The 25,090-nt window shown below is 72.3% G+C and carries 24 protein-coding genes; 16 read left to right on the top strand and 8 right to left on the bottom strand.

Features of this window, described 5'->3' with window-relative positions:
* Positions 1 to 75 precede the first annotated feature (75 nt).
* The gene (locus ACPXBU_RS28660; protein WP_425760470.1) at positions 76 to 1,005 is read left to right on the top strand and encodes a sporulation protein; all 930 of its coding nucleotides are present in this window, start codon (positions 76 to 78) and stop codon (positions 1,003 to 1,005) included.
* 385 nt (positions 1,006 to 1,390) lie between these two features.
* Here ACPXBU_RS28660 and leuE read toward each other — a convergent pair whose 3' ends face one another.
* Both leuE and ACPXBU_RS28650 read right to left on the bottom strand, forming a co-directional pair.
* Positions 1,391 to 2,062: a leucine efflux protein LeuE gene (gene leuE, locus ACPXBU_RS28655; protein ID WP_393375354.1), complete on the bottom strand. Its 672-nt coding sequence runs from the start codon at positions 2,060 to 2,062 to the stop codon at positions 1,391 to 1,393.
* Positions 2,062 to 3,303 (bottom strand): bifunctional pyridoxamine 5'-phosphate oxidase family protein/GNAT family N-acetyltransferase, encoded by a 1,242-nt coding sequence (locus ACPXBU_RS28650; RefSeq protein WP_425760469.1) that lies wholly within the window; start codon positions 3,301 to 3,303, stop codon positions 2,062 to 2,064. The genes leuE and ACPXBU_RS28650 overlap by 1 nt, the downstream gene beginning before the upstream one ends.
* Positions 3,304 to 3,339: 36 nt before the next feature.
* On the opposite strand from ACPXBU_RS28650, the gene ACPXBU_RS28645 reads away from it, so the two are divergent.
* The 9 genes from ACPXBU_RS28645 to ACPXBU_RS28605 all read left to right on the top strand — a co-directional run bounded on the left by ACPXBU_RS28645 (position 3,340) and on the right by ACPXBU_RS28605 (position 12,976).
* Positions 3,340 to 4,680 (top strand): aminotransferase class I/II-fold pyridoxal phosphate-dependent enzyme, encoded by a 1,341-nt coding sequence (locus ACPXBU_RS28645; RefSeq protein WP_425760468.1) that lies wholly within the window; start codon positions 3,340 to 3,342, stop codon positions 4,678 to 4,680.
* Positions 4,681 to 5,169: 489 nt separating this feature from the next.
* Positions 5,170 to 5,874 (top strand): UdgX family uracil-DNA binding protein, encoded by a 705-nt coding sequence (locus tag ACPXBU_RS28640; protein ID WP_425760467.1) that lies wholly within the window; start codon positions 5,170 to 5,172, stop codon positions 5,872 to 5,874.
* Positions 5,875 to 6,007: 133 nt separating this feature from the next.
* On the top strand, positions 6,008 to 7,612 hold the full coding sequence (locus ACPXBU_RS28635; protein ID WP_425760465.1) for a flavin monoamine oxidase family protein: 1,605 nt from the start codon (positions 6,008 to 6,010) through the stop codon (positions 7,610 to 7,612).
* 96 nt (positions 7,613 to 7,708) lie between these two features.
* Positions 7,709 to 8,299 (top strand): hypothetical protein, encoded by a 591-nt coding sequence (locus tag ACPXBU_RS28630; RefSeq protein ID WP_425760463.1) that lies wholly within the window; start codon positions 7,709 to 7,711, stop codon positions 8,297 to 8,299.
* Positions 8,300 to 8,594: 295 nt separating this feature from the next.
* A complete protein-coding gene (locus tag ACPXBU_RS28625; RefSeq protein WP_425760462.1) occupies positions 8,595 to 10,094 on the top strand; it encodes an MFS transporter in 1,500 nt (499 codons plus the stop codon).
* 5 nt (positions 10,095 to 10,099) lie between these two features.
* On the top strand, positions 10,100 to 10,300 hold the full coding sequence (locus ACPXBU_RS28620; RefSeq protein WP_030489422.1) for a DUF3046 domain-containing protein: 201 nt from the start codon (positions 10,100 to 10,102) through the stop codon (positions 10,298 to 10,300).
* Positions 10,301 to 10,484: 184 nt separating this feature from the next.
* Entirely contained in the window at positions 10,485 to 11,531 is a 1,047-nt protein-coding gene (gene recA, locus ACPXBU_RS28615; protein ID WP_007456801.1) for a recombinase RecA, read from the top strand.
* A gap of 14 nt (positions 11,532 to 11,545) precedes the next feature.
* Positions 11,546 to 12,238 (top strand): regulatory protein RecX, encoded by a 693-nt coding sequence (locus ACPXBU_RS28610; RefSeq protein ID WP_425760460.1) that lies wholly within the window; start codon positions 11,546 to 11,548, stop codon positions 12,236 to 12,238.
* Between the two features lie 30 nt (positions 12,239 to 12,268).
* Positions 12,269 to 12,976, top strand: a complete 708-nt coding sequence (locus ACPXBU_RS28605) for a 3-keto-5-aminohexanoate cleavage protein (RefSeq protein ID WP_425760458.1) — start codon at positions 12,269 to 12,271, stop codon at positions 12,974 to 12,976.
* Between the two features lie 156 nt (positions 12,977 to 13,132).
* Here the strand turns inward: ACPXBU_RS28605 and ACPXBU_RS28600 are convergent, their stop codons facing one another.
* A complete protein-coding gene (locus tag ACPXBU_RS28600) occupies positions 13,133 to 13,396 on the bottom strand; it encodes a hypothetical protein (protein ID WP_425760456.1) in 264 nt (87 codons plus the stop codon).
* 624 nt (positions 13,397 to 14,020) lie between these two features.
* On the opposite strand from ACPXBU_RS28600, the gene rny reads away from it, so the two are divergent.
* Positions 14,021 to 15,787, top strand: a complete 1,767-nt coding sequence (gene rny / locus ACPXBU_RS28595) for a ribonuclease Y (protein ID WP_425760454.1) — start codon at positions 14,021 to 14,023, stop codon at positions 15,785 to 15,787.
* A 78-nt stretch (positions 15,788 to 15,865) separates the two neighbouring features.
* On the opposite strand, the gene ACPXBU_RS28590 is transcribed toward rny, so the two are convergent.
* The 4 genes from ACPXBU_RS28590 to ACPXBU_RS28575 form a co-directional block, all read right to left on the bottom strand.
* Positions 15,866 to 16,738 (bottom strand): amino acid ABC transporter permease, encoded by an 873-nt coding sequence (locus ACPXBU_RS28590; RefSeq protein WP_425760453.1) that lies wholly within the window; start codon positions 16,736 to 16,738, stop codon positions 15,866 to 15,868.
* A gap of 43 nt (positions 16,739 to 16,781) precedes the next feature.
* Positions 16,782 to 17,438 carry an amino acid ABC transporter permease gene (locus ACPXBU_RS28585; protein WP_393375385.1) on the bottom strand — a complete coding sequence of 219 codons (657 nt, stop codon included), beginning with the start codon at positions 17,436 to 17,438 and terminating at the stop codon, positions 16,782 to 16,784.
* A gap of 79 nt (positions 17,439 to 17,517) precedes the next feature.
* Positions 17,518 to 18,453: a glutamate ABC transporter substrate-binding protein gene (locus ACPXBU_RS28580; protein ID WP_393375388.1), complete on the bottom strand. Its 936-nt coding sequence runs from the start codon at positions 18,451 to 18,453 to the stop codon at positions 17,518 to 17,520.
* A gap of 56 nt (positions 18,454 to 18,509) precedes the next feature.
* Entirely contained in the window at positions 18,510 to 19,265 is a 756-nt protein-coding gene (locus ACPXBU_RS28575; protein ID WP_393375390.1) for an amino acid ABC transporter ATP-binding protein, read from the bottom strand.
* A gap of 195 nt (positions 19,266 to 19,460) precedes the next feature.
* Here ACPXBU_RS28575 and selD point away from each other — a divergent pair, with 195 nt between their 5' ends.
* Positions 19,461 to 20,450, top strand: coding sequence for a selenide, water dikinase SelD (gene selD / locus ACPXBU_RS28570; RefSeq protein WP_425760452.1), 990 nt, complete (start codon positions 19,461 to 19,463; stop codon positions 20,448 to 20,450).
* Positions 20,451 to 20,724: 274 nt separating this feature from the next.
* Positions 20,725 to 21,204, top strand: a complete 480-nt coding sequence (locus tag ACPXBU_RS28565) for a hypothetical protein (protein WP_393375394.1) — start codon at positions 20,725 to 20,727, stop codon at positions 21,202 to 21,204.
* A gap of 120 nt (positions 21,205 to 21,324) precedes the next feature.
* On the opposite strand, the gene ACPXBU_RS28560 is transcribed toward ACPXBU_RS28565, so the two are convergent.
* Positions 21,325 to 21,573: a DUF2277 family protein gene (locus tag ACPXBU_RS28560; RefSeq protein ID WP_393375397.1), complete on the bottom strand. Its 249-nt coding sequence runs from the start codon at positions 21,571 to 21,573 to the stop codon at positions 21,325 to 21,327.
* 163 nt (positions 21,574 to 21,736) lie between these two features.
* Here ACPXBU_RS28560 and ACPXBU_RS28555 point away from each other — a divergent pair, with 163 nt between their 5' ends.
* Genes ACPXBU_RS28555 through ACPXBU_RS28545 form a run of 3 tightly spaced genes read left to right on the top strand, consistent with a single transcriptional unit; the run spans position 21,737 to position 25,074 of the window.
* On the top strand, positions 21,737 to 21,925 hold the full coding sequence (locus ACPXBU_RS28555; protein ID WP_393375399.1) for a hypothetical protein: 189 nt from the start codon (positions 21,737 to 21,739) through the stop codon (positions 21,923 to 21,925).
* Between the two features lie 4 nt (positions 21,926 to 21,929).
* Positions 21,930 to 24,275, top strand: coding sequence for an FxsB family cyclophane-forming radical SAM/SPASM peptide maturase (locus ACPXBU_RS28550; protein WP_425760450.1), 2,346 nt, complete (start codon positions 21,930 to 21,932; stop codon positions 24,273 to 24,275).
* Entirely contained in the window at positions 24,259 to 25,074 is an 816-nt protein-coding gene (locus ACPXBU_RS28545) for an aminoglycoside N(3)-acetyltransferase (RefSeq protein ID WP_425760449.1), read from the top strand. Before ACPXBU_RS28550 ends, ACPXBU_RS28545 begins: the two co-directional genes overlap by 17 nt.
* Positions 25,075 to 25,090 lie beyond the last annotated feature (16 nt).

The raw sequence follows: 25,090 nt of genomic DNA, 5'->3' as shown, positions 1-25,090 counted from the left end.
GCGTGAGGTCGTCTCGACGGGGTAGGCGCTGCCCGTGCGGGGCCGGCGGGGCCTCGTCCCGGAAGGGGGCGTGCGGTGCGGCTGACCGGGGTGTCCCGGGAGTCCGGTCGGACCGGGCTCTCCGTGCGGACCACGCTGCCCAACCCGAGCACCCGGCCGGGCCTGCGCCTGCCGGGGCGGGTGACCCTCGCCGCCGGGCCGGAGGACGTGCTGGTGCGACACGTCCGGCTCGGCCTGGTCACCACCGTCGAACCGGACGACCCGGCCGCCCCCCGGCGTCTCATGCAGTTTCACCACCTGCCGATCGCCGGCCGGTTCGTCGTGCCGGCCGGCCGGCGGCGGGCTGTCGACTTCGCGTTGCCGCTGCCGTGGGAGACCCCGGTGACCACCTTCGGCGGGGTGCCGCTGCTGAGCCTGCGGATGGGCCTGCGTACGGAGGTGTCGCTCGATCCCGACCTGGACCAGGGGGCCATGGTGCCCGTCTTCGTGCACCCGCTCCCCATCCAGCAGCACGTGCTGGCGGCGCTCGACACGTTGGGTTTCCTGATCCGCCAGTCCGGGTTGCAGGAGGGTGGGCTGCCCGGGGTGGAGCACACCCTGCCGCTGCACCAGCGCTGGGGCTACTGGGTGGGGCCGCTCTACGCCGGCCCGATCACCGAGCTGGAGGTGATCTTCGTGACCAACTCGGCGGGTCTGGAGGCGATCCTCTGGATGGATCGCCGGCTGGCGCTGGCCGGGATCACCCACCAGAGCATCAGCCGGTTCCGGATCTGGCACGAGGACAGCGAACGGCGGGACTGGGTCGCCACCGTCGACGGCTGGATCCGCCAGGCGATCAACCGGCACGCCGCCGCGGCCGCGCACGCCGACTGGTCCGCGCAGATCGCGGGTTCGGCCCACGTCACCCGCCACCCGGACGAGCCGGTCCAGTCCGGCTACGGCCTCGGCGGCACCGCCGGCGGCGCAGGCGTCGGCGGAGGCGGCTCCGGCGGAGACGGCACCTAACTCGGAAGTAGACCTACTTCCTCCCGATTAGGGCCGCTTCGCGCAGCGGAGCGACAGCGACTAACCCCCACCCTAACTCGGAAGTAGACCTACTTCCTCCCGATTAGGGCCGCTTCGCGCAGCGGAGCGACAGCGACTAACCCCCACCCTGCGGCCCCCACCCCCCACCCCCACCCACCCCGCACCCACCGCCCACCCCACCCCCCGCGTTGATCATGGAGTTGTAGTCCCGACACGCCGGGGCGAGTGGCTATAACCTCATGATCAACGCCAGGGGCGGGGGCAGGGCAGGGGCAGGGTGGGGGTGGGGCAGGGGGTTAGTCGCTCCGCTCCGCTCCGCTGCGCGAAGCGGCCCTAATCGGGAGGAAGTAGGTCTACTTCCGAGTTAGGTGGCGGTGGCGGTGGCTAGTTTGAGGCTGAAGGCTAGGAAGAGGGCTGCCACGGCGGTGGTGCCGCCGGCGGCCAGGCGGCGGCGTTGGCGGAACTGGGCGGCCAGGAAGGTGCCCGCGAAGATCAACGCGGTGAGGTAGAGCGCGCTCGTCACCTGGGCGATCAGCCCGAGCAGCAGGAACGACAGCGCCGGCCACGCGTAGCCGGGGTCGACGAACTGGATGAAGAACGAGATGAAGAACAGGATCGCCTTCGGGTTCAGCAGGCTGATCACCAGCGCCTTGCGGAACGGGCTGCGCATCGCCGCCGGCTCCGCGGCGTCGATGAGCCGCGGCGTGCTCGGGTCGTTGCGGTCGCGCCAGCGCCGCACGGCGCCGACAAGCATTGTCACCCCGACATAACCGAGGTACGCGGCGCCGGCGTACTTGACCACCAGGAACAGCGGGGGGTACGCCTTGAGCAGCGACGCCACCCCGGCGGCGGAGAGGAACATCAGCACCCCGTCGCCGACGAACACCCCACCGGCGGCCCGGTAGCCAACCGCGACGCCCCGTTTGGCCGCGGTGGAGAGCACGAAGAGCGAGTTCGGCCCGGGCAGCAGGATGATGGCCACGGTGCCCAGCACGTACGTCCAGATGTCGGTGATCCCCAGCACGCCCGCCATCATCACGCCACCGGCGCCGTTCGCAGAAGTCTTTCCCGCAGCCGGGCCTGTGCCTTCGGCCACTCGTCGACGGTCATCGCGTACTGCACGGTGTCCCGCCAGGAGCCGTCCGGGCGTTGCCGGTGCATCCGGAGCACCCCTTCCCGGGTCGCGCCGAGCCGTTCGATGCCGGCCTGGGAGCGAAGGTTGCGGATGTCGGTGTGCCAGACGACGCGTACCGCGTCCAGGTCGTCGAAGGCCCGGCTGAGCAGCAGCAACTTCGCCTCGGTGTTGATCCCGGTACGCCACCAGGGCCGGCCGAGGAAGGTGTGCCCGATCCCCACCGATCGCCGCTGCGGGTCGATCTCGTAGTAGGACGTGGTGCCGACCACCGCCCCGGTCCTCGCGCATCGCTGCACCCAGGCCACCCGCTCGCCACGGTGCTGGGCGGCCAGGGCGGTGCGGATCACCTCGGCCGTCGCGGCGGGCGTGGTGGGCAGTGCGGCGCTGAGGTGCCGCCACACCTCCGCGTCCGCCGTGGCGGTGTGCAACTCGTCGGCGTGCGCCACCTCCAACGGCTCCAGCCGGACGTGCTCGCCGTGCAGTGCCACCGGATCGTGCCAGGGCGTGCGGGCCGTGCGGAGGAACGCCGGCAGCGGCGCGGTGACCCCGGCGTCCGGCTCGGGTTGCCCGGCGGTCAGCCGCAACGGCAGCACGCCGGCCCAGTGCGGCAGGTCCAGGTCGGCCTCGTCCTCGCGGACCCCGCCGCTGCGGGTCCGGACGGACACCTCGTGCAGGGGCAGCGCCAGCACGGCGGTCTCGGCCAGCTCGCGCCGGCTGGGTGGGCGGGTGTCCGTGCTGCGCCCCGAGCCGACCTTCTCGACGAGCGCGGTGAGCATGGCGCTCTTCTCCCGCTCGTCGGTGACCAGTCGGGCGGTGCCGAGCGCGACGACCGAGCGGTAGTTGGCGCTGTGGTGGAACTGCGAGCGCGCGTAGACCAGGCCGTCCAGCAGGGTCACCGTGACGCAGACCTCCAGCCCGTCGTCGCGGGCGGCGAGCAGGGGCCGGCTGCCGGTGGAGCCGTGCAGGTAGAGCGTGTCGCCGATGCGGACGTGCAGGGTGGGGAGCACCCGTGGCTGGCCGTCGACGGTGAAGCCGAACGCACAGTGGTACGCCTCGTCGAGCACCGCGTGGGCGGCGGCCCGGTCGTAGCTCATCTTGTCGCGGGAGCGGTGGGGTGTGGTCCGGGCGGTGGGTGGATACATGCGCGCGCCCCTTTGTTCTAGTACAATCTAATATTTGTGTCAGCACACTATCAGCTCAGTGGTACGACGGCCGCCGAGATTTCGGCCAGCATCGAGTCGGGCATCCGCACGGACGCCCTGCCGCCGGGGGCCGCCCTGCCGTCCGTGCGGGCCCTCGCCGCCGAGCTGGGGGTCAGCCCCGCCACCGTCGCCCGCGCCTACCAGGACCTGCGTCAGCGCGGCCTGCTCGCCACCGCCGGGCGACACGGCACCCGGGTACGCCCGCGCCCGCCGGTGGCCGCCCGCCGCTCCGCGCTGCGTCCTCCACCGTTGCCCGGCGCCCGCGACCTGTCCCGCGGCGAACCCGACCCCCGGCTGCTCCCGCCGCTGGCCCCGCACCTGGCGGCCCTCGCCGCCGACAACCGCCCGTCGGTCGGCTACTCCGACGCCGGGGTGTTGCCGGAGTTCGCCGAGGCGGCCCGCGCCCGGCTGAGCGCCGACGGCGTACCGGCCGGGGAACTCACCCTCACCGGCGGCGCGCTGGACGGCATCGAACGGCTGCTCGGCGCCCACCTGCGCCCCGGTGACGCGGTGGCGGTGGAGGACCCGGGCTGGGCCAACCTGCTCGACCTGGTCGCGGCACTGGGGTTGCGCCCGATCGGCGTACCGCTCGACGACGAGGGGCCACGTGTGGCCGGGGTGGCCGCCGCGCTGGCCGCCGGAGCACGGGCGCTCGTGGTCACCAGCCGGGCGCAGAACCCGACCGGCGCCGCCGTCTCGGCCGCCCGCGCGAAAGCCCTCCGCGCGCTGCTCGCCGGTCGGCGGGACCTGCTGCTGATCGAGGACGACCACGCCGCCGAACTGGCCCGCGTACCCCTGCACCCGCTGGCGGGGGCGACCCCGAGTTGGGCCTTCGTCCGTTCGGTGAGCAAGCCCTTCGGCCCGGACCTGCGGCTCGCGGTGCTTGTCGGCGACGAGACCACGGTGGCCCGGGTGACCGGCCGGACCCGGGTCGGCGCCGGCTGGGTCTCCACCGTGTTGCAGCGGTTGGTCCTCGCCCTCTGGCAGGACCCGGTGGTCGCCGAGCAGGTGGGGCGGGCGGCACAGAGTTACGAGCGGCGGCGCGAAGGGCTGCTGGCCGCGTTGGCCGCGCACGGGCTGACCGCACACGGCCGCAGCGGCATCAACGTCTGGCTGCCCGTGTCCGACGAGACGAGCGTGGTCACCGCCCTGCGCGACGCCGGGTGGGCGGTGGCCCCCGGCGCGCTCTACCGGATCGCCGCGCCACCCGCTGTCCGGATCTGCGTCAGCCCCCTGACCACCGAGGATCTGGCCCCGCTGGCGGCCGCCCTGGCCCAGGCCGAGAATCCCGCCCCGCCCCGAGGTTTCCCGACGTAGCCCACCCGGCCCCGCGCCCCGGCCCCGCGCCCCGGCCCCCGCGATCTTGCACTTTCTGTCGCCGATATGTCGATTAATGCCGTGTTTGCCCGGGCAGAAAGTGCAAGATCGCGGGGATTCGGGGCGGACAAGGCGGGTATGCGGGGCGCCGGAGGTGGGGTCATGGCTTCAGGTGGGGCACGTAAGGGCGTCTGGATCGCGGTGGCAGTGGCGATCATCATCATCATTATCGTGCTGATCGCGATCGCTTCCGGTGGGGACGGCGGAGGTAACGGGTACTGACGCCTGTGGGGTGGCACCGCGGCGCCGACCACCTGGCGTGGCCGGGGCGCGTCGCGCCGCCGTCGAGGGCGCGCCGCGTCGCGGTACCGCGTTGTGTCGGGGCACCGCGTCGCGGTACCGCGACGGGTCGGGGTGCCGCGCCGTGTCGCGGCACCGCGCCGTGGACGTACCGGGCGCGGGGTGCCTGACGGGTATATAACAGTCGGCATGGCCGAGCAGACCGGGAGCGCTCCGGGCGCCCAGCGGTTCATCCCGCCCGACGCTGACACCATCGATGACCTGCGCATCGCGGCCGGTGGCTGCCGGGGTTGCGAGCTGTACCGCGACGCCTCGCAGACGGTCTTCGGTCGGGGCGACGAGAGCGCCCAGGTGGTGCTCGTCGGTGAGCAGCCCGGTGACATGGAAGACCAGAAAGGGCTGCCGTTCGTCGGCCCGGCCGGACGGCTGCTGCGACGTGCCGTCGACGACGCCGGGTTGGAGCCGGGTCACCTCTACCTGACCAACGCCGTGAAGCACTTCCGGTTCTCTCTACGCGGCAAGCGGCGGATCCACCAGACGCCGGACCAGGTGCACATCACCGCCTGCCGGCCCTGGCTTGTCGGCGAGTTCGCCCGGCTGCGTCCGGAGGTCGTGGTGGTGCTCGGCGCCACCGCCGCCAAGGCGCTGCTCGGCCCGTCCTTCCGGGTCACCCGGCAGCGGGGTGAGTTGCTGCCCTGGCCCGAGTCGGCACAGCACCCGGAGGACTTCCAGCGGGTGCCGGTGGACAACTCCGGAAAGCGTGCCGACGTGCCGACGGCGCGACTGCTGGCCACCATCCACCCGTCCGCGGTGCTGCGGGCCGACGATCAGGACAAGGCGTACGAAGGGCTGGTCGCCGACCTCACCGTCGTCGCCCGCGCCCTGCCCGAGTAGCTGACCGACGGCCTGTCGAAAAGTGCCACAGCGGTCGGGTATCGAGGCGATACCCGCCAGAAACGACAATGCGCGACGCGCGTAACAGGTCCTCTGCAGACTCATGCGAGTCGATCTTGTAGGGGAGGCCGTTATGAGCGATCAGACACAGTCGATGGTCAGCCGGCGTGGGTTCCTGCGGGCGGTCGGGGTCAGCGGCGGTGCCGGCGCGATGCTCGCCACGATGGGCGCCATGGGGCTCGCTCCCAGCGCGGCCGGATCCGTGCTCCCCTCATTCCGGGCGCCGGAGCGATCTGACTTCACCCTCACCGGGCGGTCGGGCGCCAGCGTCGTCGTCCTCGGCGGCGGCATCGCGGGGCTCACCACCGCGTACGAGTTGGGCAAGGCAGGCTATGACTGCACGATCCTGGAGGCCCGGCACCGCGTCGGTGGGCGGAACCTGACCATCCGCGGTGGCGACGTCGAGACCGACCTCGACGGACGCACCCAGCGGGCCGGCTTCTCCGACGGGGTCTACTTCAACGCCGGGCCGGGTCGGATCGCCCAGTGGATGGTCACCATGGACTACTGCCGGGAACTCGGCGTACCCATCGAGGTCTTCACCAACCAGAACGCCGACGCCTGGATCTACAACGAGTCCGCCGGGATGACCGAGCCGATCCGGTACCGCACCGCCAAGGCGGACGTGTACGGCTACGTCTCGGAACTGCTCGCGAAGGCCACCGACCAGGGTGCGCTGGACAGCCGGCTGACCACCGACGACCGCGACCGGCTGCTGTCGTTCCTGCAGAGCTTCGGCGCGATCGGCGGGCGGGCCGGCGAGTGGGCGTACACGGGGACCAACCGGCGCGGGTTCTCCGGGTATCCGGGTGCGGGCAACGACGTGGGCGCCCTGCTCGGCTCGCCGCCGCCGCTCTCCGACGTCTTCGCCAGCAACGTGGGCAGGTACTTCTCGTTCGAGCTCGGCTACGACCAGGCCATGCTGATGTTCCAGCCGGTCGGCGGGATGGACCAGATCCCGCGCGCCCTGGCCAAGGCCGTGGGCACGAGACGGGTACGCCTCAACGCCGAGGTGACCGGGGTGACCGACCGGGGCAGCCGGGTCGAGGTGACCTACCGGCAGGGTGGCCGGCAGTCGCAGATCACCGCCGACTACTGCGTGGCGGCGCTGCCGCCGCACCTGATGGCCCGGGTGCCACACAATCTCGGCGCCGAGGTGACCGCGGCCCTGGCCGACTTCCCGGTCACCGCCGCCGGAAAGATCGGCCTGGAATACCGCAGCCGCTGGTGGGAGACCGACCAGCGGATCTACGGCGGCATCACCGAGACCGACCTGGACCTGTCGCACATCTGGTACCCGTCGCACGGCTTCCACGGCAGGCGCGGCCTGGTCGTCGGCTACTACAACACCGGGGCGAACGCCAGGGCGTACAGCGGGCTCGCGCCGGAGCAGCGCAGCGAGCGCGCCGTCAGCCAGGGTGTGAAGATCCACGGTGACAAGTACCGCACCGAGTTGGCCACCTCGTACTCGCACGCCTGGGACCGGACCCGCTACATCGAGGGCGCCTGGACCTCGCCCCGGTACGGCACGCCCGGATACAACCTGCTGCTCCAGCCGGCGGGGCGGGTCTACTTCGCCGGGGACTGGCTGAGCCACGAGGTGGCCTGGCAGCACGGCGCGTTCGTGGCGGCCCGCTCGGCGGTCTCCGCGCTGCACCAGCGGGTGATGGCCGGCTGACCGACACGGATCGTGGACAGTTTCCGTTCGGCGCGAACGGAAATTGTCCATGTTCGACGGTGCGTTCTGGACCGCGCCGGTGGGTATCGAGGGTCGATGGACGTTGACAACGAGGAGCGTCGCGCGGATGCGCCCGCGGTGGCCGCCGGGCGTCGTGAGAGATGGAAGCGGTTCCTCAATCGGGCGCCCGGCTTGCAGCTCATGGCGATCTACTGGGTGCCGATGACGGTGGTCATCGGGCTGCCGGTGCGCTGGCTCTTCGACCGACAGGAGTCACTTGTCGAGGCCGTGCTGGGCGCCGCCCTGAACCTCGTCTCGGTCGGCCCGGCGCTGTACGTGGGCAGGCGGGCGGCGGACCAGCAGAATGCCCGCCAGGATCCCGAGGGGTACGCGCTAAGCCAGGCACTGCGTACCGGCAGTGTGCCCGAGGACGACGCGGTACGGGCCGATCTGCCCACGTACCTCGCGGGGCAGCGGCGGGCCACCTGGGCGGCGCTGCTGGCCATCCTGGGCATCTCCCTCGGGCTGATCCTGCTCGCCCTGCTCACCGCCGACAACGAGGGCTTCGCGCTGATCTTCGGCGTGGTCGCCGCCGTCACGGTGGCCGTCGCCGCGCTCACTCTGACCCGGATCCGCCGGCTGTCATCCCTGCTGGCCGTGCCCGACCCACCACAACTGCGCGAGTAGGGCGACCTCCCGCGCGCACGAACCACGGCCCGCGCGACTTCGGGGAAAGTGCTGCTTCCTGGCGCGCTGAGACAGCAACTTCACCGAAGTTGTGAGGATCTTGCGGCGGGCGGCGGGCGGCGGGCGGCGGGCGGCGGGCGGCGGGCAGCGGGCAGCGGGCGGGGCGCGGCGGGCAGCGGGCAGCGGGCGGGGCGCGGCGGGCGGCGGGCGGGGCGCGGCGGGCGGCGGGCGGGGCGCGGCGGGCGGGGTGGGGGTCGGTGCGCGAGGATGGGTTACCCCTTCCCGAGGAGCGCCGATGGCCACCGACCTGACCGCGCCGCGTACCGCCGCCCGACCCGACGTCGCGTCGATCCAGCGTCGTACCCTGCGGTTGCTCTTCACCACCCAGATCGTCGGTGGCATCGGCGTGACCATCGGCATCGCCGTGGGCGCGCTGCTCGCCGCGCGGATCGCCGGCACCGCGATGGCCGGTGTGGCCCAGAGCGCCGGGGTGGTGGGCGCGGCGCTGCTCGCCGTCCCGGTCACCCGGATCATGGCGCGGCACGGTCGTCGGCCCGGCCTGGTGCTGGCGTACGCGATCGGCGCCGTCGGCGGCGTGCTCGTGGTGCTGGCCGCGGCCACCCGCTGGGTGCCGCTGCTCTTCCTCGGGATGCTGCTCTTCGGTGGCGGCACCGCCGCGAACCTTCAGGCCCGCTACGCGGCGGTGGATCTCGCCGAGCCGGTCCGCCGCGGGCGGCAGCTCTCGCTGATCGTCTGGGCCACCACCATCGGCGCGGTGGCCGCGCCGAACTTCGCCGCGCTGGCCGACCGAGTCACCACCGGGTGGGGGCTGCCCCCGTTGGCCGGGCCGTTCGCGTTCAGTTCGGTCGCGTTCGTGCTGGCCGCCGCCGTACTCCTCGGGTTGCTCCGGCCCGACCCGCTGCTCACCGCGCGGCGGCTCGCGGCGGACGCCGCGCCGGTCGCCGGCCCACCGCCGGCGGCCGACGCGCGGGCAACCGCCGTGGCGGCCGAGACGCCGGGGACCGCCGTGGCGGCCGAGACGCCGGGGACCGCCGTGGCGGCCGAGGCGCCGGGGACCTTCGTGGCCGCCGAGGCGCGGGGGACCGCCGTGGCGGCCGGGACGCCGGCGGCCGGTGGCGGTGGGACGCCGGTCGCCGCGCCGGTCCGGGTGCGCGCGGCGCGCGGCGCCGGGGTGTGGGCGGCCTGGTCGGTGGTACGCCGGCGGCCGGCCGCCCGGCTCGGCATCGCCGCCGTGGCGATCGGTCACCTGGTGATGGTGGCGGTGATGGCGATGACTCCGGTCCGGCTCGGCGAGTCGCACGCCGACGCCGACGTGCTGCGGCTGGTCGGCATCGTGTTGAGCCTGCACATCGCCGGCATGTACGCGTTCTCCCCGGTGGTCGGCTGGCTCACCGACCGGCTCGGCCGGCGGGCGGTGATCCTCGGTGGGGTCGGGTTGTTGCTGGCCGCCTGCGCGGTCGCCGGCACCGCCGGGCACCACACACCCCGGCTGTCGGTGGGTCTGGTCCTGCTCGGCCTGGGCTGGTCGGGGACGATGGTGGCCGGCTCGACGCTGCTGTCCGAGTCGGTGCCGGCCGGTGTGCGGCCAAGTGTCCAGGGGTTCTCCGACCTGATCATGGGGTTGGCCGGGGCCGGGGCCGCCGTGGTCAGCGGGTTTGTCATGCAGTCCGCCGGATATCCCGTGCTCACCCTGCTCGCGGCGGTCGCGGTGGTGCCCCTGGTGGCGCTAGCGTTGCGGCCGGTGCCGACCGGGGCACCGGACGAGGAGGGCTGATCACTGTGCGGCTGACCGACTTCTGGACGCGCCTTGACGAGGCGTTCGGGCCCGGCTACGCGGCCAGCATCGCCCGCGACCAGGTGCTGTCGCAGCTCGGCGGACGGACCATCGAGCAGGCACTGGCGTCGGGGGAGCAGACGCACGTGGTGTGGCGGGCGGTTTGTGCCGCGTACCCCGACCGCGTGCCCGCCCGACTACGCTGAGCAGCCTTTTCGCCGCTTCCGCGTGTCGCTTGTCTAGTCGTACACCTGTTCGGCTATTGTCCACAGCGAGGTGCTCGTCCACAGCTCGCGGCCCGTCGGCTGGTTTTCTGTCGGACCCAGCGCCTAGCGTGTCCGCGTGACGCGAAGCTCAGCAAAGACGCCGGCGAAGGCAGGGGTGGCAACCATGGCAGCAGGGCCTGACCGGGAGAAGGCACTCGACCTAGCTCTCGCTCAGATTGACAAGCAATTCGGCAAGGGCTCGGTGATGCGGCTGGGTGACCGGCCGGTCGTCCAGACCGCAATCATCCCGACCGGCTCCATCGCGCTCGACGTGGCGTTGGGCATCGGCGGTCTGCCGCGTGGCCGGGTGGTCGAGATCTACGGTCCCGAGTCCAGCGGTAAGACCACGGTGGCACTGCACGCGGTGGCCAACGCCCAGCGCAACGGCGGCATCGCCGCCTTCATCGACGCCGAGCACGCGCTCGACCCGGAGTACGCGAAGGCCCTCGGCGTCGACACCGACGCGATGCTGGTCTCGCAGCCGGACACCGGCGAGCAGGCGCTGGAGATCGCGGACATGCTGATCCGCTCCGGCGCCCTGGACATCATCGTGATCGACTCGGTGGCGGCCCTGGTGCCGCGCGCCGAGATCGAGGGCGAGATGGGCGACAGCCACGTGGGTCTCCAGGCCCGGCTGATGAGCCAGGCACTACGAAAGATCACCGGTGTGCTCAGCAACACCGGCACCACGGCCATCTTCATCAACCAGCTGCGGGAAAAGATCGGCGTCATGTTCGGCAGCCCGGAGACCACGACAGGTGGTCGGGCGCTGAAGTTCTACGCCTCGGTCCGGCTCGACGTGCGACGCATCGAGAGCCTCAAGGACGGCACCGACGTGGTCGGTAACCGCACCCGGGTCAAGGTCGTGAAGAACAAGGTCGCCGCGCCGTTCAAGCAGGCCGAGTTCGACATCATGTACGGCAAGGGCATCTCGCGCGAGGGCTCGCTGATCGACGTCGGCGTGGAGCAGGCGATCATCCGCAAGTCCGGAGCGTGGTACACGTACGACGGCGACCAGCTCGGCCAGGGCAAGGAGAAGGCCCGGGAGTTCCTGAAGGAGAACCCGGACGTGGCCGCCGAGATCGAGAAGAAGATCCTGGAGAAGCTCGGCGTCGGTGTCGGTGCGGGTGACGCCGCCGGTGGCCCCGAGCTGCCGCCTGTCGACTTCTGACCGGTCGCTGACCCATGGCAGGACGACGCGCCCGTACGGGGCGGGGCTGGGATGCCAGCCCACCCCGTACGGGCGACGCCACCGATGCGCCGCGCCCCCGCCAGGGTCGCCGTGGACGCTCCGCCGAGACCGACGCGGTCGAGTCTCCCCCTCGTGACGAGTCGGAAGTGGCCCGCGAGATCTGCCTGCGGCAGCTCGCGGTCCGGCCCCGCACCCGGGCCGAGCTGGCCGGTGCGCTGGCCAAGCGGGGCATCTCCGAGGAGGTCTCGGCCGAGGTGCTCGACCGGTACGACGAGGTCGGCATCATCGACGACGCCGCGTTCGCGCGGGCCTGGGTGTCCAGCCGGCACTCGGGGCGTGGGCTGGCCCGCCGGGCGCTCGCCAACGAGCTGCGCCGCAAGGGCGTGGACGGCGAGGTGGCCACCGAGGCGCTCGGTGAGCTGGACGAGGAGACCGAGGCGGACACCGCCCGCGCCCTGGTGGAGCGCAAACTGCGCACCGCCCGAGGCGAGCCGGACGCGGTGTTCCGCCGGCTGGTGGGCATGCTGGCCCGCAAGGGTTACCCGCCCGGCGTGGCGATCCGCGCAGTGAAGGACGCGTTGGCCGCGCAGAGCGCCGAGGCGGCCGAGTTCGCCGAGCAGATCGACGCCGACGCGCTCGCCGACGCCGAGGGCGAGTTGGATCGCGACAACCGCTCGATCGGGTGAGAGTCGCGCTGGGCGCTGTGGGGTGGTCCGATGGTGAAGGCGTGTCTGAACGGTGGACGCGGCCGCGACGTCCACCCGGCGGTGCCGATCACGCCTGCGGAGTTGGCCGCCGACGCGGCCCGTTGCGCGGCGCTCGGCGTCGCGGCCGTGCACGTCCATCCCCGTGAGGCGTCGGGTGCCGAGTCGCTGCGCCCAGAGGTGATCGCCGACGCGCTCACCGCGATCCGCGCCACCCAGCCGGGGCTGCCGGTGGGGGTGAGCACCGGCGCCTGGATCGCGCCGGCCCCGGCCGACCGGGTGGCAGCCGTCCGGGCCTGGTCGGTGCTGCCCGACTTCGCCTCGGTCAACGCGCACGAGGCCGGTGCCGAGGCCGTCGCCGCAGCCCTGCACGAGCGGGGTGTGCTCGTCGAGGTGGGGCTCTGGACGCTCGACGCCGTCGAGGCGTACCGGAGTTGGCGGGTGCCGGCCGGCCGGATCCTCGTGGAGTGCATGGCCGAGGAGGTGCCGGTCGCGGTGGCCGACGCGGCGCGGATCCTCGCCGCCCTGCCGGCGCGGGGGACCCCACCGGTGCTCCTGCACGCCGAGGGGCCGGCCACCTGGGCGGTGCTCGCCGACGCGGTCAGCCGCAGTCTGCACACCCGGATCGGCCTGGAGGACACACTCCTGCTGCCCGACGGCACACCAGCACCGCACAATGCCGCGCTGGTCACCGCCGCGCTGGCGGCCGGCGCCCACTGAGCGCACCGCCCTGCTGGGCGCTGTCGTGCTGGACGGGTTGCCGTGCTGGGGCGGCCGGCGTCGTGCTGCGCGCGCTGTCGTACTGGGCGCTCGGCGTCGTGCTGAGGGCGCGCCGCCGTGCTGGGTGCGCTGCCGTGTTGGGGCGGCCGGCGTCTGCTAGGCGGTCGGCGTCCGCTGGGCCGTCGGCGTCCGCTGGGCCGTCGGCGTCCGCTGGACCGCCGGCCAACATCGTGCTCGATCCAGGATGTAGTTGGGTCCTCGCGCGGTGAGGCCACTATTTCCTGGATCGAGCACGATCACGGCGAGCACGATCACGGCGAGCACGATCACGGCGAGCACGATCACGGCGAGCACGATCACGGCGAGGGCGATCAGGGCGAGGGCGATCAGGGCGAGCGCGATCACGGCGGGCGCGATCACGGCGAGCGCGAGCTTGCGGGGGAGGCGCGATCCTGGCGGGACGAGTGGGATCTTGTCAGGCGCGAACCTGACGAGGGTCGGGCAGGGATGTGGGGTCGCTGGTGTCACACAGTTGGCTCGGCGAGGGGTGCTGCCGTCGCTGAACAGGCACGACATCCGGATTCATGGCGGCGGATCGCCAGGTTTGTCACCGCGTGTCCGCAACGGCATCAGCGTTGCGTGACGACGCAACTTCTCTCCGTTCGGGGGGTTTGATCATGAGTCCTTGACCAGACCACCCCCGGCGACCTAGCCTCGCCATACAGGCTCACATTGCCCGACCAGCGCAGGCTAAGCGCACAACATAGATCGCGTAACAAGACAGCATCACTTTGGCCGACTCCCGGCCTTTGGCGGCAGATCTGGACAGGCCGGTCCGGACCTCCGCGACAACTGCACCCGGTCGCCGACGATGCCCGAGGGCACCGCCGGCGGAGAGAGCTACCCCACGGCCAGTCGCTCCGGTCGGGCGTCCACAGCCGCAGGAGTGTGCCCCGGCACGGTCGCTGCGGTCTCGACGTTAGGGGAGGCGGCCATGGCGGGGCGGCGGCACAGGTTCATCGGTAGACCCGACGGGGTCCCGGCATGAACGCCTTCGACGTCGTGCTCCTCGCGGCCGTCCTCGTCCTCGCCGTGGTGGTGATCGGGGCCGTGCTTGTCGGCATCCGGACGCTGCGGCGGATGGGTGCCGCGCCGGCTCCGGAGGATCCCGCCTTCATCGCCGAGAAGGATCGTCAGGAGCAGTCCCTCGCTGCCCTGCGGACCGCGGCCGACGAGGCGAACAGCACGATCGACGTGGCGAAGTCCGCGGCTGCGGCGGCCCGTGCCGAGGCGGCGGCGGCGAAGGCCGAGGCGAAGGCCGCTCGCGCCGAGGCCCGCCGGGTGCTCGACGACGCTCGCGCCGAGGCGGACACCGTCCTGGAGCGCGCCCACAAGCAGGCCGAGGCGGACGCCGAGCAGTTGCGGACGACGGCCCGGCGCAGCGGTGAGCGGGAGGTCGCGGTGCTCGCCGCCACCACCCGCGAGCAGGCCGCGGAGGTGGAGCGTCGGGCGGCCCGGATGGACGAGCGGGAGCGGATGCACACCGAGGAGGTGGAGCGGTTCGCCGAGCGGGAGCGGCAGCTCACCGAGGCGCGTGCGGCACTCGCCACCCGGGACTCCGCGCTGGCCCGACGGGAGACCGAGCTCGCCGAGTCCGAGGAACTGCGCCGCCGGGAGTTGGAGCGGGTCGCCGGGCTCAGCGCCGACGCGGCCCGACTGGAGCTGGTCGAGGCGATCGAGACCCAGGCCAAGCGGGAGGCGGCGCTGCTGGTGCGCGACATCGAGTCCGATGCGCGCAACACCGCCGAGCAGCGGGCCCGCCACATCGTGGTGGACGCGATCCAGCGGGTGGCCAGCGAACAGACCGCGGAGAGCGTGGTCAGCGTCCTGCACCTGCCCGGTGACGAGATGAAGGGGCGGATCATCGGCCGGGAGGGGCGCAACATCCGCGCCTTCGAATCGGTGACCGGCGTCAACCTGATCATCGACGACACCCCCGAGGCGGTGCTGCTCTCCTGCTTCGACCCGGTCCGCCGCGAGGTGGGTCGGTTGACCCTGGAGAAGCTGGTCCTGGACGGGCGGATCCACCCGCACCGGATCGAGGAGGTCTACGACCTGGCCCGGCAGGAGGTGGAGCAGCTCTGCCTCCGCGCCGCCGAGGACGCCCTGGTCGAGGTCGGCATCACCGAGATCCACCCGGAGTTGGTGGCCCTGCTCGGTCGCCTGCGCTACCGCACCTCGTACGGGCAGAACGTGCTCAAGCACCTGGTGGAGACCGCGCACATCGCCGGCATCATGGCCGCCGAGCTGCGGTTGGACGTGCCGATCATCAAGCGGTCGGCGTTCCTGCACGACATCGGCAAGGCGCTCACCCACGAGGTGGAGGGCAGCCACGCCATCATCGGCGCGGACCTGGCCCGCAAGTACGGCGAGCACGAGGACGTGGTGCACGCCATCGAGGCGCACCACAACGAGGTGCCGCCGCAGACCATCGAGGCCGTGCTCACCCAGGCCTCCGACGCCTGTTCCGGTGGTCGGCCGGGCGCGCGCCGGGAGAGCCTGGAGGCGTACGTCAAGCGGCTGGAGCGCATCGAGGAGATCGCGGCCGGCAAGCTCGGCGTGGACAAGGTCTTCGCCATGCAGGCCGGCCGGGAGATCCGGGTGATGGTCAAGCCGGACGACGTGGACGACATCGGTGCGGCCGTGCTGGCCCGCGACGTGGCCAAGCAGATCGAGGAGGAGCTGACCTACCCGGGTCAGATCCGGGTCACGGTGGTCCGCGAGTCCCGGGTCACCGAGATCGCCCGCTGACCGGCCCGATCCTCACGAGTTCAGCAAGATCGGGGTGTCCCCACGGAGGGGACACCCCGATCTCACGAGAAGCGCCGGTCAGATCATCCGGCCGGCGGCGTCGCCGACATCCTGGGACGGCACCACCTTCGCGGCCGTCCGCGGGGTGCGACCCATCCGCTTCTGCAACCACCACGCCAGGGCCGACAGCGCACCGCAGATGGTGATGTACATCGCCCCCACGACGAGGTACGCCGGCACGTACGGCAGCCCGAACGGCAACCGGCCGCCGATCTGCTTACCCACGAAGAGCAGCTCGGGGTACGTGATGATGAAGCCCAGCGCGGTGTCCTTGAGCAGCACCACGAGCTGGCTGACGATCGCCGGCAGCATCGAGCGGACCGCCTGCGGCAGCAGGATCAGCCGCAGCACCTGGTTCTTGCGCAGGCCGATCGCGTACCCGCCCTCGGTCTGCCCGTACGGCACCGCGTTGATGCCGGCGCGGAAGATCTCCGCGAGCACCGAGCCGTTGTAGAGCATCAGCCCGATGACGAGCGCCCACAGCTTGTCGATCGACCAGCCGTACTGCAACGGCACGTAGTAGCCGAAGAAGATCAGGATGAGCAGGGGGATCGCCCGGAACAGCTCGACCACGAAGGTGGCCGGGGTGCGCAGGATCCACTTGTCGCTCAACCGGGCGCTGGCGAAGAACGCGCCGAAGAGCAACGCCAGGACCGCGGCGATGCCGGCGGCCTTCAGCGTCGCCCCCAGGCCGCCGAGCAGCTCGCGCTGCACCGAGGCGTACTGGAACTGCTCCCACTTGCGGGCCTCGAACTGGCCGGTGTCGGCGAACTTGTAGCCGATGTAGGCGAGCAGGGCGATGATGCCGGCGGTGGAGAGGACGCCCAGGATCGCGTTGCGCCGCTTGGCACGCGGCCCGGGCAGGTCGTAGAGGATCGACGCCTGGCTCAACTCAGCCACCTTCCGTTCGCGGCCGTCGGGCTCGCCAGCTCACTCATCGGGCCACCCTCCACTTGCGCTCCAGCAACCGCTGCAACGCCACCAGCGGCAGGACCAGGATCAGGAAGCCGATGGTGATCCAGAGCAGGACGGCGAACTGCGGCTCGCCCCGCTCCGCCATGTAGGCGGGGATCGCGCCGGCCTCCAGCACCGAGAAACCGGCGGCGATCGTGGTGTTCTTCAGCATCGCGATGAACACGCTCATCATCGGCGGGACCATCGCCCGCAGCGCCTGCGGCAGCACGATGAGCGTGAGCACCTGACCGAAGGTCATGCCCAGCGCGCGGGCCGCCTCGGCCTGCCCGGCGGCGACGGTGTTGACGCCGGAGCGGATCACCTCGCAGACGAACGCCGAGGTGTAGACGGTAAGCGCGATGGCGGCGCTGGCGAAGTAGTCGATGTTGACGTCGAGCTTCGGCACCGCGAACACGAGGAACGCGAAGACAAGCGTCAGCGGGGTGTTGCGCACCAGGTTGACGTACGTGGCGCCGAACGCGCGCAGCGCCGGCACGGGGGAGACCCGCATCGCGCCGAGCAACGTGCCGAGGACGAGGCTGCCGACCGCGGCGATCAGGAAAAGTTTGACGGTGTTGGTGAACCCCTCAACGAACAGCTGCCCGTTGTCCGTCAGTACGCGGAAGAACTCGCCCATGCCTCGCTCTCAGTCCTCGGACGGGCGCCGGGCGGGGACGAGCCCCGCCCGGCGCCGCTACTCGTGTCGAGCCGGTCGGTCAGTACCGCTCAAGGGTGGGCGGGGCGCCCGCCGAGCCGGACAGGCCGAGCGTGCCGTCGTAGATCTTCTGCCAGGTGCCGTTGCCGAACGACGCCTCGATCTGGTTGTTGACGTAGTCGCGCAGCGCCTTGTCGTCCTTCGGCAGGCCGATGCCGTACTTCTCGGTGCTGAACGGCTTGCCGACCACCTTCAGCTCGCTCGGGCTCTGGGCCGCGAAGCCCTTGAGGATGGCGTCGTCGGTGGTGACGGCGTCGACCTTCTTGTCGAGCAGCTGCGAGACGCACTCCGAGTAGGTCTTGAACTCGACGATGTTGTTCGCCTCGGTCAGACCCTCGTCACGGACCTTCTGGATCGGCGTCGAGCCGGTGGCCGAGCAGACCTTCTTGCCCTTGATGGTGTCCTTGCCGGTGATCGACGTCTCGTCCTTGCGGACCAGCAGGTCCTGGCCGGCGACGAAGTACGGGCCGGCGAAGGAGATGTCGTTCTTGCGCTTGTCGGTGATCGAGTAGGTGCCGACGTAGTAGTCGACCTCACCACCCTTGATCGCGGTCTCCCGGTTGGCCGACGCGATCTCCTTGTACTCGATCTTCGCCGGGTCGATGCCCAGCGTGCTGGCCACGTACTGGGCGATCTCGATGTCGAAGCCGCAGCGCTTGCCCTGGGCGTCCTTGTAGCCGAGGTTCGGCTGGTCGAACTTGACGCCGACGGAGACCTTGCCGGCCGACTTGATCTTCTCGAAGGTCGGGCTGCCGGCGACGGCCGCGTCCGTCTTGGGGGTGAAGGTCGCGCCGGAGCTCTTGCAGGTGTCGGACTGGGCGCCACCGGGGGCGCTGCCGCCCGCGCTCGGGGTCGGCTCACCCTCCTTGCCGCAGGCCGCGGCCGACAGGGCGAGGGAGGCCATCATGGCGACCGCCGCCACGCGCTTCATACGCATACTCTTCTCCTTCTTTCAGAAGCCCGCCGGTGGTCGGCGCGCTCCACTACGGACGCCTAGTGCGTGAGGATCTTGGAGAGGAAGTCCTTCGCCCGGTCGCTGCGCGGGTTCTCGAAGAACTCCGCCGGGGAGGCGTCCTCGACGAGCTTGCCGTCGGCCATGAAGATGACCCGGTTGGCCGCGTGCCGGGCGAAGCCCATCTCGTGGGTGACCACGACCATCGTCATGCCGTCGCGCGCCAGCGAGGTCATCACGTCCAGCACCTCGCCGACCATCTCCGGGTCGAGAGCGCTCGTCGGCTCGTCGAAGAGCATCGCCTTCGGCTGCATGGCCAGGGCGCGGGCGATGGCCGCCCGCTGCTGCTGCCCGCCGGAGAGCTGGGCCGGGAACTTGTCGGCCTGGTTGGCGATGCCGACCCGGTCGAGCAGGGCCAGGCCGCGCTCGCGGGCGGCGGCCGGCTTCTCCTTGCGGACCTTGATCGGGCCGAGGGTGACGTTCTCCAGGATGGTCTTGTGGGCGAAGAGGTTGAAGGACTGGAAGACCATCCCCACCTCGCTGCGCAGTCGGGCGAGGGGCTTGCCCTCGGCCGGCAGCGGCTGGCCGTCGAAGATGATCGTGCCGGAGTTGATCGGCTCCAGCCGGTTGATGGCGCGACACAGCGTCGACTTGCCGGAGCCGGACGGGCCGATCACCACGACCACCTCACCCCGACCCACCGACAATGAGACGTCGTCCAGCACGTGCAGCGGTCCGAACCACTTGTTGACCGCGTCCAGCACGATGAGCGGTTCGCCCGTCGTCACGTCGTCCACCGTCCCCTGTCGTCTCCCGGATCGGGGTCGGTTGACCCCCGGTGCGGCCACTGTAGGCGGCCTGATGTGGCGGAATGCAACTCAGCGGGTCACGGAGCGGTAACACCGGTCACGATCGTCGACGAGCGTCCGATTCCGGTCACTGTGCGGGTGGCAACGGTGGCGATCGTGGCGCGTTGTCGAGATCATGGGGGGATGACCGAACCGGTACGCCTGACCCGTTACGCCCGTGGTGGCGGCTGCGCCTGCAAGATCCCGCCCGGTGAACTGGAGATCATGGTGTCCGGTCTCGGCCCGGCCACCGGCACCGCGGAGCTGCTCGTCGGCTTGGACCACGGTGACGACGCGGCGGTGGTGCGCCTGGACGAGCGGACCGGCCTGGTCACCACCGCCGACTTCTTCACCCCGGTGGTCGACGACGCGTACGACTGGGGTCGGATCGCCGCCGCCAACGCGCTCTCCGACGTGTACGCGATGGGCGGCACCCCGCTTGTCGCGCTCAACCTGCTCTGTTGGCCGCGCGACGTGCTGCCGATGGAGTTGGCCGGCGAGGTCCTGCGCGGCGGCCAGGACGTGGCGCGGGAGGCCGGCTGTCACCTGGCCGGCGGCCACAGCGTGGACGACGACGGCCCGAAGTACGGCCTCGCGGTCACCGGCACGGTCCGTCCGGAGGAACTGATCACTCTCGACGCCGGGGTGGCCGGGGTGCCGTTGTCGTTGACGAAGCCGCTCGGGGTGGGTGTGCTCAACACCCGACACAAGGCCACCGGTGAGAGCTTTCCGGAGGCGGTGGCCTCGATGAGCGCGCTCAACCGGGACGCGGCCCGCGCGGCGGTCGCCGCCGGCATCCGCTGTGGCACCGACGTGACCGGGTTCGGGTTGCTCGGGCACGCCTCGAAACTGGCCCGGGCCAGCCAGCTCACGGTGGCCATCGACGCGGCTCGCGTGCCGTACCTGGCGGGTGCCCGGGAGGCGCTGCGCGACGGGTACGTCAGCGGCGGCAGCCGACGCAATCTGGAGTGGGTGACGCCGTGGACGGATTTCGGCGCCGTGGGGGAGGACGAGCGGTTGTTGCTGGCCGACGCGCAGACCTCCGGCGGCCTGCTGGTTGCCGGCGAGGTTCCGGGCGCTCCCGTGGTGGGTGAGTTGCTGCCGCGCGGCGAGCACCTCGTCGTGCTGCGCTGAGCCTTTCCGCAGCTCGACGCCGGGGAGGCGGCGGTCGCCGCCCGCCGGACACGCGAGACCCGCTCGCCGGACACGCGGTCCTGGTGGTGCGGTTGGCGCACCATAGCCGATAAACTGTCACCTTCCCGCTACTCCGAGCAATGTGGCTCAGGGAAATTTTGCCCGGAATGGTCACAGACCGGTAACTTGCCCCCGCCTGGGGTCAAATGCCCCCCACCATCGTGTGTAAGGCCCGATCCGGAGGCCGGTGGGACGAACGCAGCGAGGAGGCGGAATGACCGAGCTGTGGAACTGGAGAATCGACGGGGCTCGACCCGTGGAGGTCTACCCGGCGCTGGCCGAGGCGCTCGGCCGGGTGGTGATGCCGCTGGCGGTGGCCGACCCGGCCCGGCTGCCGGCGTACGCGGTGGTGTGCGACGTCTGGGAGGCGCCGGGCGAGTTCGCGACGGTCGTGGACTGCTACGGGGTGCCCGAGCAACTCCCCGAGCACGCCAGCATCGCCGCGCTCGCTCGACTGTTGGGCCGCAACTGCCTGTTGCGCGACGACACGCTCGACGCGGGCCGGCACCTGCTCGTCGCCCCGGACGGCACGGTCCGTCCGGTGCACTTCGACGTACGGGACACCGAGGACGGCGAGGTGCTCAGCAGGCATCGGCTCTGCACGGCCGGCGACCCGGGCTGCCGGGGCTGGTCGCAGTGCCACCGGTCGCGCTGGGCGCCGGACACGGTCGTCCCGGCGCTCGCGGCGGCCTGACCCGCGTACCAGGGTCGCGGCCGACTCGCCGCGGCAGGGTTCGGGGCCGACTCGCCGCGGCCTGACCCGTCCCAGGGGGCGGGCCGGGTGTCGCGCCGGCGAGTCGGGCCGCGCCGGCGGTCAGGTGGTGGCGGCGGCCTGCCGGTCCGGACTGCCCGATCCGGCGCCCCGCACCACGAGTTGGTCGAGCAGGTCGCGCGTCGCCGCGGTCACGGCGGCCACCGCGGCGTCGAACGCGGCGGCGTTGTGTGCGGCGGGCGCCCGGAAGCCAGAGATCTTCCGGACGTACTGCAACGCCGCCGCCTCGACGTCCGCGTCGGTCACCTGCGGGGTGAACGGCTCCCGCAGGGTCTTGATGCTCCGGCACATGTGGGTTCCTCCTCTGCCGGCACCCGGATCACCACCCGCGGTGCTGACGGTTGTACCGACGGTGACACTGGGTCGATATTTGTCTATCCTGGTCACGGACCAGAGCCTTTCGCGCAATTATCGCCGCTCGCGCTCACCGCGCCCGGGCCCTCGGAGACTCATTGTGGACCATGCCCCCACCCGCTCGACCCGTCCCGACCTCGACAACCTCACCCGTTGCCTGCACACCCCGCTGGAGCGGATCGCCGCCGAGCACGCCGATCTGGTCGAGGCGGTCCGCCGACGCGTCGTCGTGAACGAGTCCGTGCCGTCCGGCAGCGTGCCCGTCGCCGCCTTCAACTCGTCCATCTGAGCTGATGGCCGACCGGCGCGGTCCACCCGGAGCGGGCGGGTCCAGCCGGCCGATCAGCCAGTTCGTGCTGAAGGTGCACAGCCGGTGCGACCTCAGCTGCGACCACTGCTACGTCTACCAGCACGCCGACCAGACCTGGCGGGGTCGGCCGGTGCGGATGGCGGCGGCCACGGTCCGGGCCGCCGCGCACCGCATCGCCGAGCACGCCCGCGAGCACGAGCTGCCGGTCGTGCACGTGGTGCTGCACGGCGGCGAGCCACTGCTGCTGGGTGCCGCCGGGCTGCGCGAGGTGCTGGCCGAACTGCGGACGGCGATCACGCCGTGGACGCGGCTCGACCTGCGGATGCAGACAAACGGGGTGCTGCTCGACGACGAGCTGTGCCGCCTCCTCGTCGACTACGACGTGCAGGTGGGTGTCTCGTTCGACGGCGACCGCGCCGCGAACGACCGCCACCGGGTCTTCGCCCACGGCGGCAGCAGCCACGACCACGTCCGGCGGGCACTGGCCCTGCTCCGACGCCCGGAGCACCACGCCAGCTACGCCGGCATCCTCTGCACCGTCGACGTCCGCAACGACCCCGACCGGGTGTACGAGGCGCTGCTGGCCGAGAGCCCGCCCCGGGTGGACCTGCTGCTGCCCCACGCCACCTGGGACCACCCACCGCAGCGCCCCGGCCCCGGCTCCACCCCGTACGCGGACTGGCTGGGGCGGCTGCACCGGCGGTGGGTGGACGAGGGGCGGCCGATGTCGATCCGGCTGTTCGAGGCGTTGCGGCCCGGTGGCGGTGGCACCGAGGCGTTCGGCCTCGCGCCGGCCGACGTGCTGGTGATCGAGGCGGACGGCAGTTGGGAGCAGGTCGACTCGCTGAAGACCGCCTATCACGGCGCGGCGGGCACCGGGTTCGACGTGTTCGGCCATGCGGTGCACGAGGCGGCCCGGCACCCCGGGGTCGCCGTCCGGCAGGAGGGCGTCGACGGGCTCTGCGCGACCTGCCGCGCCTGCCGGGTGGTCGACAGGTGCGGCGGGGGCCTGTACGCCCACCGCTGGCGCACCGGCTCCGGCTTCGACAACCCGTCGGTGTACTGCGCCGACCTGCTCCGCCTCATCGACAGCGTCGACGCGTACCCGCGGCCGACGAGCGAACCGCCGGTCGACGAGCCGTCCGCAGAGCCGTCCGCCGCGCCGGTCGACGAGCTGCTGGACGACCTGGCCACCGGCCACGGGTCGACACCGACGCTGGCGCTGCTCGCCGCCACCCAGCTCTCCATCACCCGGGCGTTGCTGGTGGCCTGCCGGGACCGGGCCGGCTCCACCGCCGCCTGGGAGCTGCTCGTCCAGCTCGACCAGACGGCGCCGGAGGCGGTCCGGGCGGTCCTGGCGCACCCCTTCGTCCGGCCCTGGCTGGTGCATCGCCTCGACTCGTCGGCCCGGCCCGGTGAACGCCCCGCGGTCGACCCGCTGTCGGCGCTCGCCGTCGCGGCGGCCGTCCGGGCGGGCGTCCCGGCCGCGGTGCGCGTCCCGGTACGCGCCGACACGATCACGTTGCCCACGCTCGGCAGCCTGGTGCTGCCCGGCCTGGGGGAGAGCGCCGAGGTGACAGTGCGGCCCGGTGGGTTCCGGGTCCGAGGCGGGACCACCGAGCGCACGGTGCTCCTCGACCCGGCCGAGCTGTCGGCCGACTGGCGACCGGCGCGCGAGGTGCCGGTGTCCGGTGGCGGGTTGCTGATCGAGGACGGCGACCCGTACCGGGACTGCTACGGCCAGTCGGTGGCGCCCCGGCTGGCGGACCCGGTCGCGCGGGCGTTGGGGCGTACCCTGGCCGAGGCCTGGCGGGTCGTGCACCGGGACGTGCCGGCGCACGCGGCGGCGCTCGACGGCGGCCTGCGGGTCGTGGTGCCGCTGGCCCCCGACCCGGCGAGACCACTGCGCAGCGCGACCGCGCGGCACGCGTTCGGCGCGGTCGCGGTCACCGCCGATCCGGACCCGGAGACGATGGCGGTGCTGCTCGTGCACGAGTGGCAGCACGCGAAGCTCGGTGCCGCGCTCGACCTCTGCGACCTCGTCGAACCCGACCGGGGCACCCGGATCAGCGTGCCCTGGCGCCCCGACCCGCGGCCGCCCGAGGGCGTCCTGCACGGGGTGTACGCCCACCTGGCGGTCACCCAGGTGTGGCAGGCCCGGGCGGCCCGCGGCGGGGGTGACGCGTCCGCGCACGCCGACCGTTACCTGACCTGGACCAGGGATGGCGTGGACGCGCTGCTGGCCAGCGGGTCGCTCACCGCGGCGGGTGAGCGGTTCGTCGGCCAACTGCGGCACGCCCTGGGGGAGACCCGTGTCGGGTCCCGATGAGCGCACCCTGGGCCGCCCCCGCCTCGCCGACGACCTGCGTGCGTTGGGCGTCCAGCCGGGGGCGTGCCTCGTCGTGCACTGCGGCCTGCGTCGGGTGGGCCGGTTGGAGCACGGGCCGGCGACGCTCGCCGGCGCTCTGCGGGACGTCCTCGGCCCCGCCGGCACGCTGCTGGTGCCCACGCACACCGACGGCAACTCGACCACCTCCCGGGCACACCTGGCGGCCGTCGCCGGCATGGACCGGGCGCAGCGCGACAGGTACGAGGCGGCGCTGCCGGGTTGGGACCGCCGCAGCACTCCCTCGCAGCGGATGGGCGCGCTCGCCGAGTACGTCAGGTGTGCCCCCGGCGCCGTGCGCAGTGACCATCCCCAGACCTCGTTCGCCGCGCTCGGCCCTCGGGCCCGGCAGCTCACCGAGGACCACGACCTCACCTGTCACCTGGGCGAACGCTCACCTGTCGGTGGCCTGTACGCGGCCGACGGGCAGGTTCTGCTGCTCGGCCTCGGCTACGAGGCGTGCAGTGCCCTGCATCTGGCCGAGTACCGGCTGCCGGTGCCGGCGCCCGAGCGCGACTACCGCTGCTTCCGGCTGGTCGAGGGGCGTCGGGTCCGCCTCGACTTCCGCGCACTGGACCTGGACGACCGCGACTTCCCCACGGTGGGCGCCGCGCTCGATGACGCCCCGTTCGTGCGGCACGGCCGGGTTGGTCAGGCCAGCGCGCGGCTGCTGCCGGCACGTGCCACAGTGGACTTCGCCGTCGACTGGTTCGCGGCGAACCGGCTGGCGGCGCGCCGTTGACGCGGGGTCTACGCTG

This window comes from Micromonospora sp. DT231 (genome assembly GCF_049847025.1).
GTDB lineage: Bacteria > Actinomycetota > Actinomycetes > Mycobacteriales > Micromonosporaceae > Micromonospora.
Note: the sequence above shows the minus strand (reverse complement) of the source record. Positions and strands in the feature narration are given on the sequence as shown.

What these genes read in the sequence shown, in the direction of transcription:
- ACPXBU_RS28565 (WP_393375394.1), top strand. Translation starts at nt 20,725, where the DNA reads ATGACCGAGCTGTGGAACTGGAGAATCGACGGGGCTCGACCCGTGGAG.
- ACPXBU_RS28635 (WP_425760465.1), top strand. Translation starts at nt 6,008, where the DNA reads ATGAGCGATCAGACACAGTCGATGGTCAGCCGGCGTGGGTTCCTGCGG.
- recA (WP_007456801.1), top strand. Translation starts at nt 10,485, where the DNA reads ATGGCAGCAGGGCCTGACCGGGAGAAGGCACTCGACCTAGCTCTCGCT.
- ACPXBU_RS28610 (WP_425760460.1), top strand. Translation starts at nt 11,546, where the DNA reads ATGGCAGGACGACGCGCCCGTACGGGGCGGGGCTGGGATGCCAGCCCA.
- ACPXBU_RS28560 (WP_393375397.1), bottom strand. Translation starts at nt 21,573, where the DNA reads ATGTGCCGGAGCATCAAGACCCTGCGGGAGCCGTTCACCCCGCAGGTG.
- rny (WP_425760454.1), top strand. Translation starts at nt 14,021, where the DNA reads ATGAACGCCTTCGACGTCGTGCTCCTCGCGGCCGTCCTCGTCCTCGCC.
- ACPXBU_RS28625 (WP_425760462.1), top strand. Translation starts at nt 8,595, where the DNA reads ATGGCCACCGACCTGACCGCGCCGCGTACCGCCGCCCGACCCGACGTC.
- ACPXBU_RS28630 (WP_425760463.1), top strand. Translation starts at nt 7,709, where the DNA reads ATGGACGTTGACAACGAGGAGCGTCGCGCGGATGCGCCCGCGGTGGCC.
- selD (WP_425760452.1), top strand. Translation starts at nt 19,461, where the DNA reads ATGACCGAACCGGTACGCCTGACCCGTTACGCCCGTGGTGGCGGCTGC.
- ACPXBU_RS28580 (WP_393375388.1), bottom strand. Translation starts at nt 18,453, where the DNA reads ATGCGTATGAAGCGCGTGGCGGCGGTCGCCATGATGGCCTCCCTCGCC.
- ACPXBU_RS28605 (WP_425760458.1), top strand. Translation starts at nt 12,269, where the DNA reads ATGGTGAAGGCGTGTCTGAACGGTGGACGCGGCCGCGACGTCCACCCG.
- ACPXBU_RS28640 (WP_425760467.1), top strand. Translation starts at nt 5,170, where the DNA reads ATGGCCGAGCAGACCGGGAGCGCTCCGGGCGCCCAGCGGTTCATCCCG.
- ACPXBU_RS28550 (WP_425760450.1), top strand. Translation starts at nt 21,930, where the DNA reads ATGGCCGACCGGCGCGGTCCACCCGGAGCGGGCGGGTCCAGCCGGCCG.
- ACPXBU_RS28585 (WP_393375385.1), bottom strand. Translation starts at nt 17,438, where the DNA reads ATGGGCGAGTTCTTCCGCGTACTGACGGACAACGGGCAGCTGTTCGTT.
- ACPXBU_RS28650 (WP_425760469.1), bottom strand. Translation starts at nt 3,303, where the DNA reads ATGTATCCACCCACCGCCCGGACCACACCCCACCGCTCCCGCGACAAG.
- leuE (WP_393375354.1), bottom strand. Translation starts at nt 2,062, where the DNA reads ATGATGGCGGGCGTGCTGGGGATCACCGACATCTGGACGTACGTGCTG.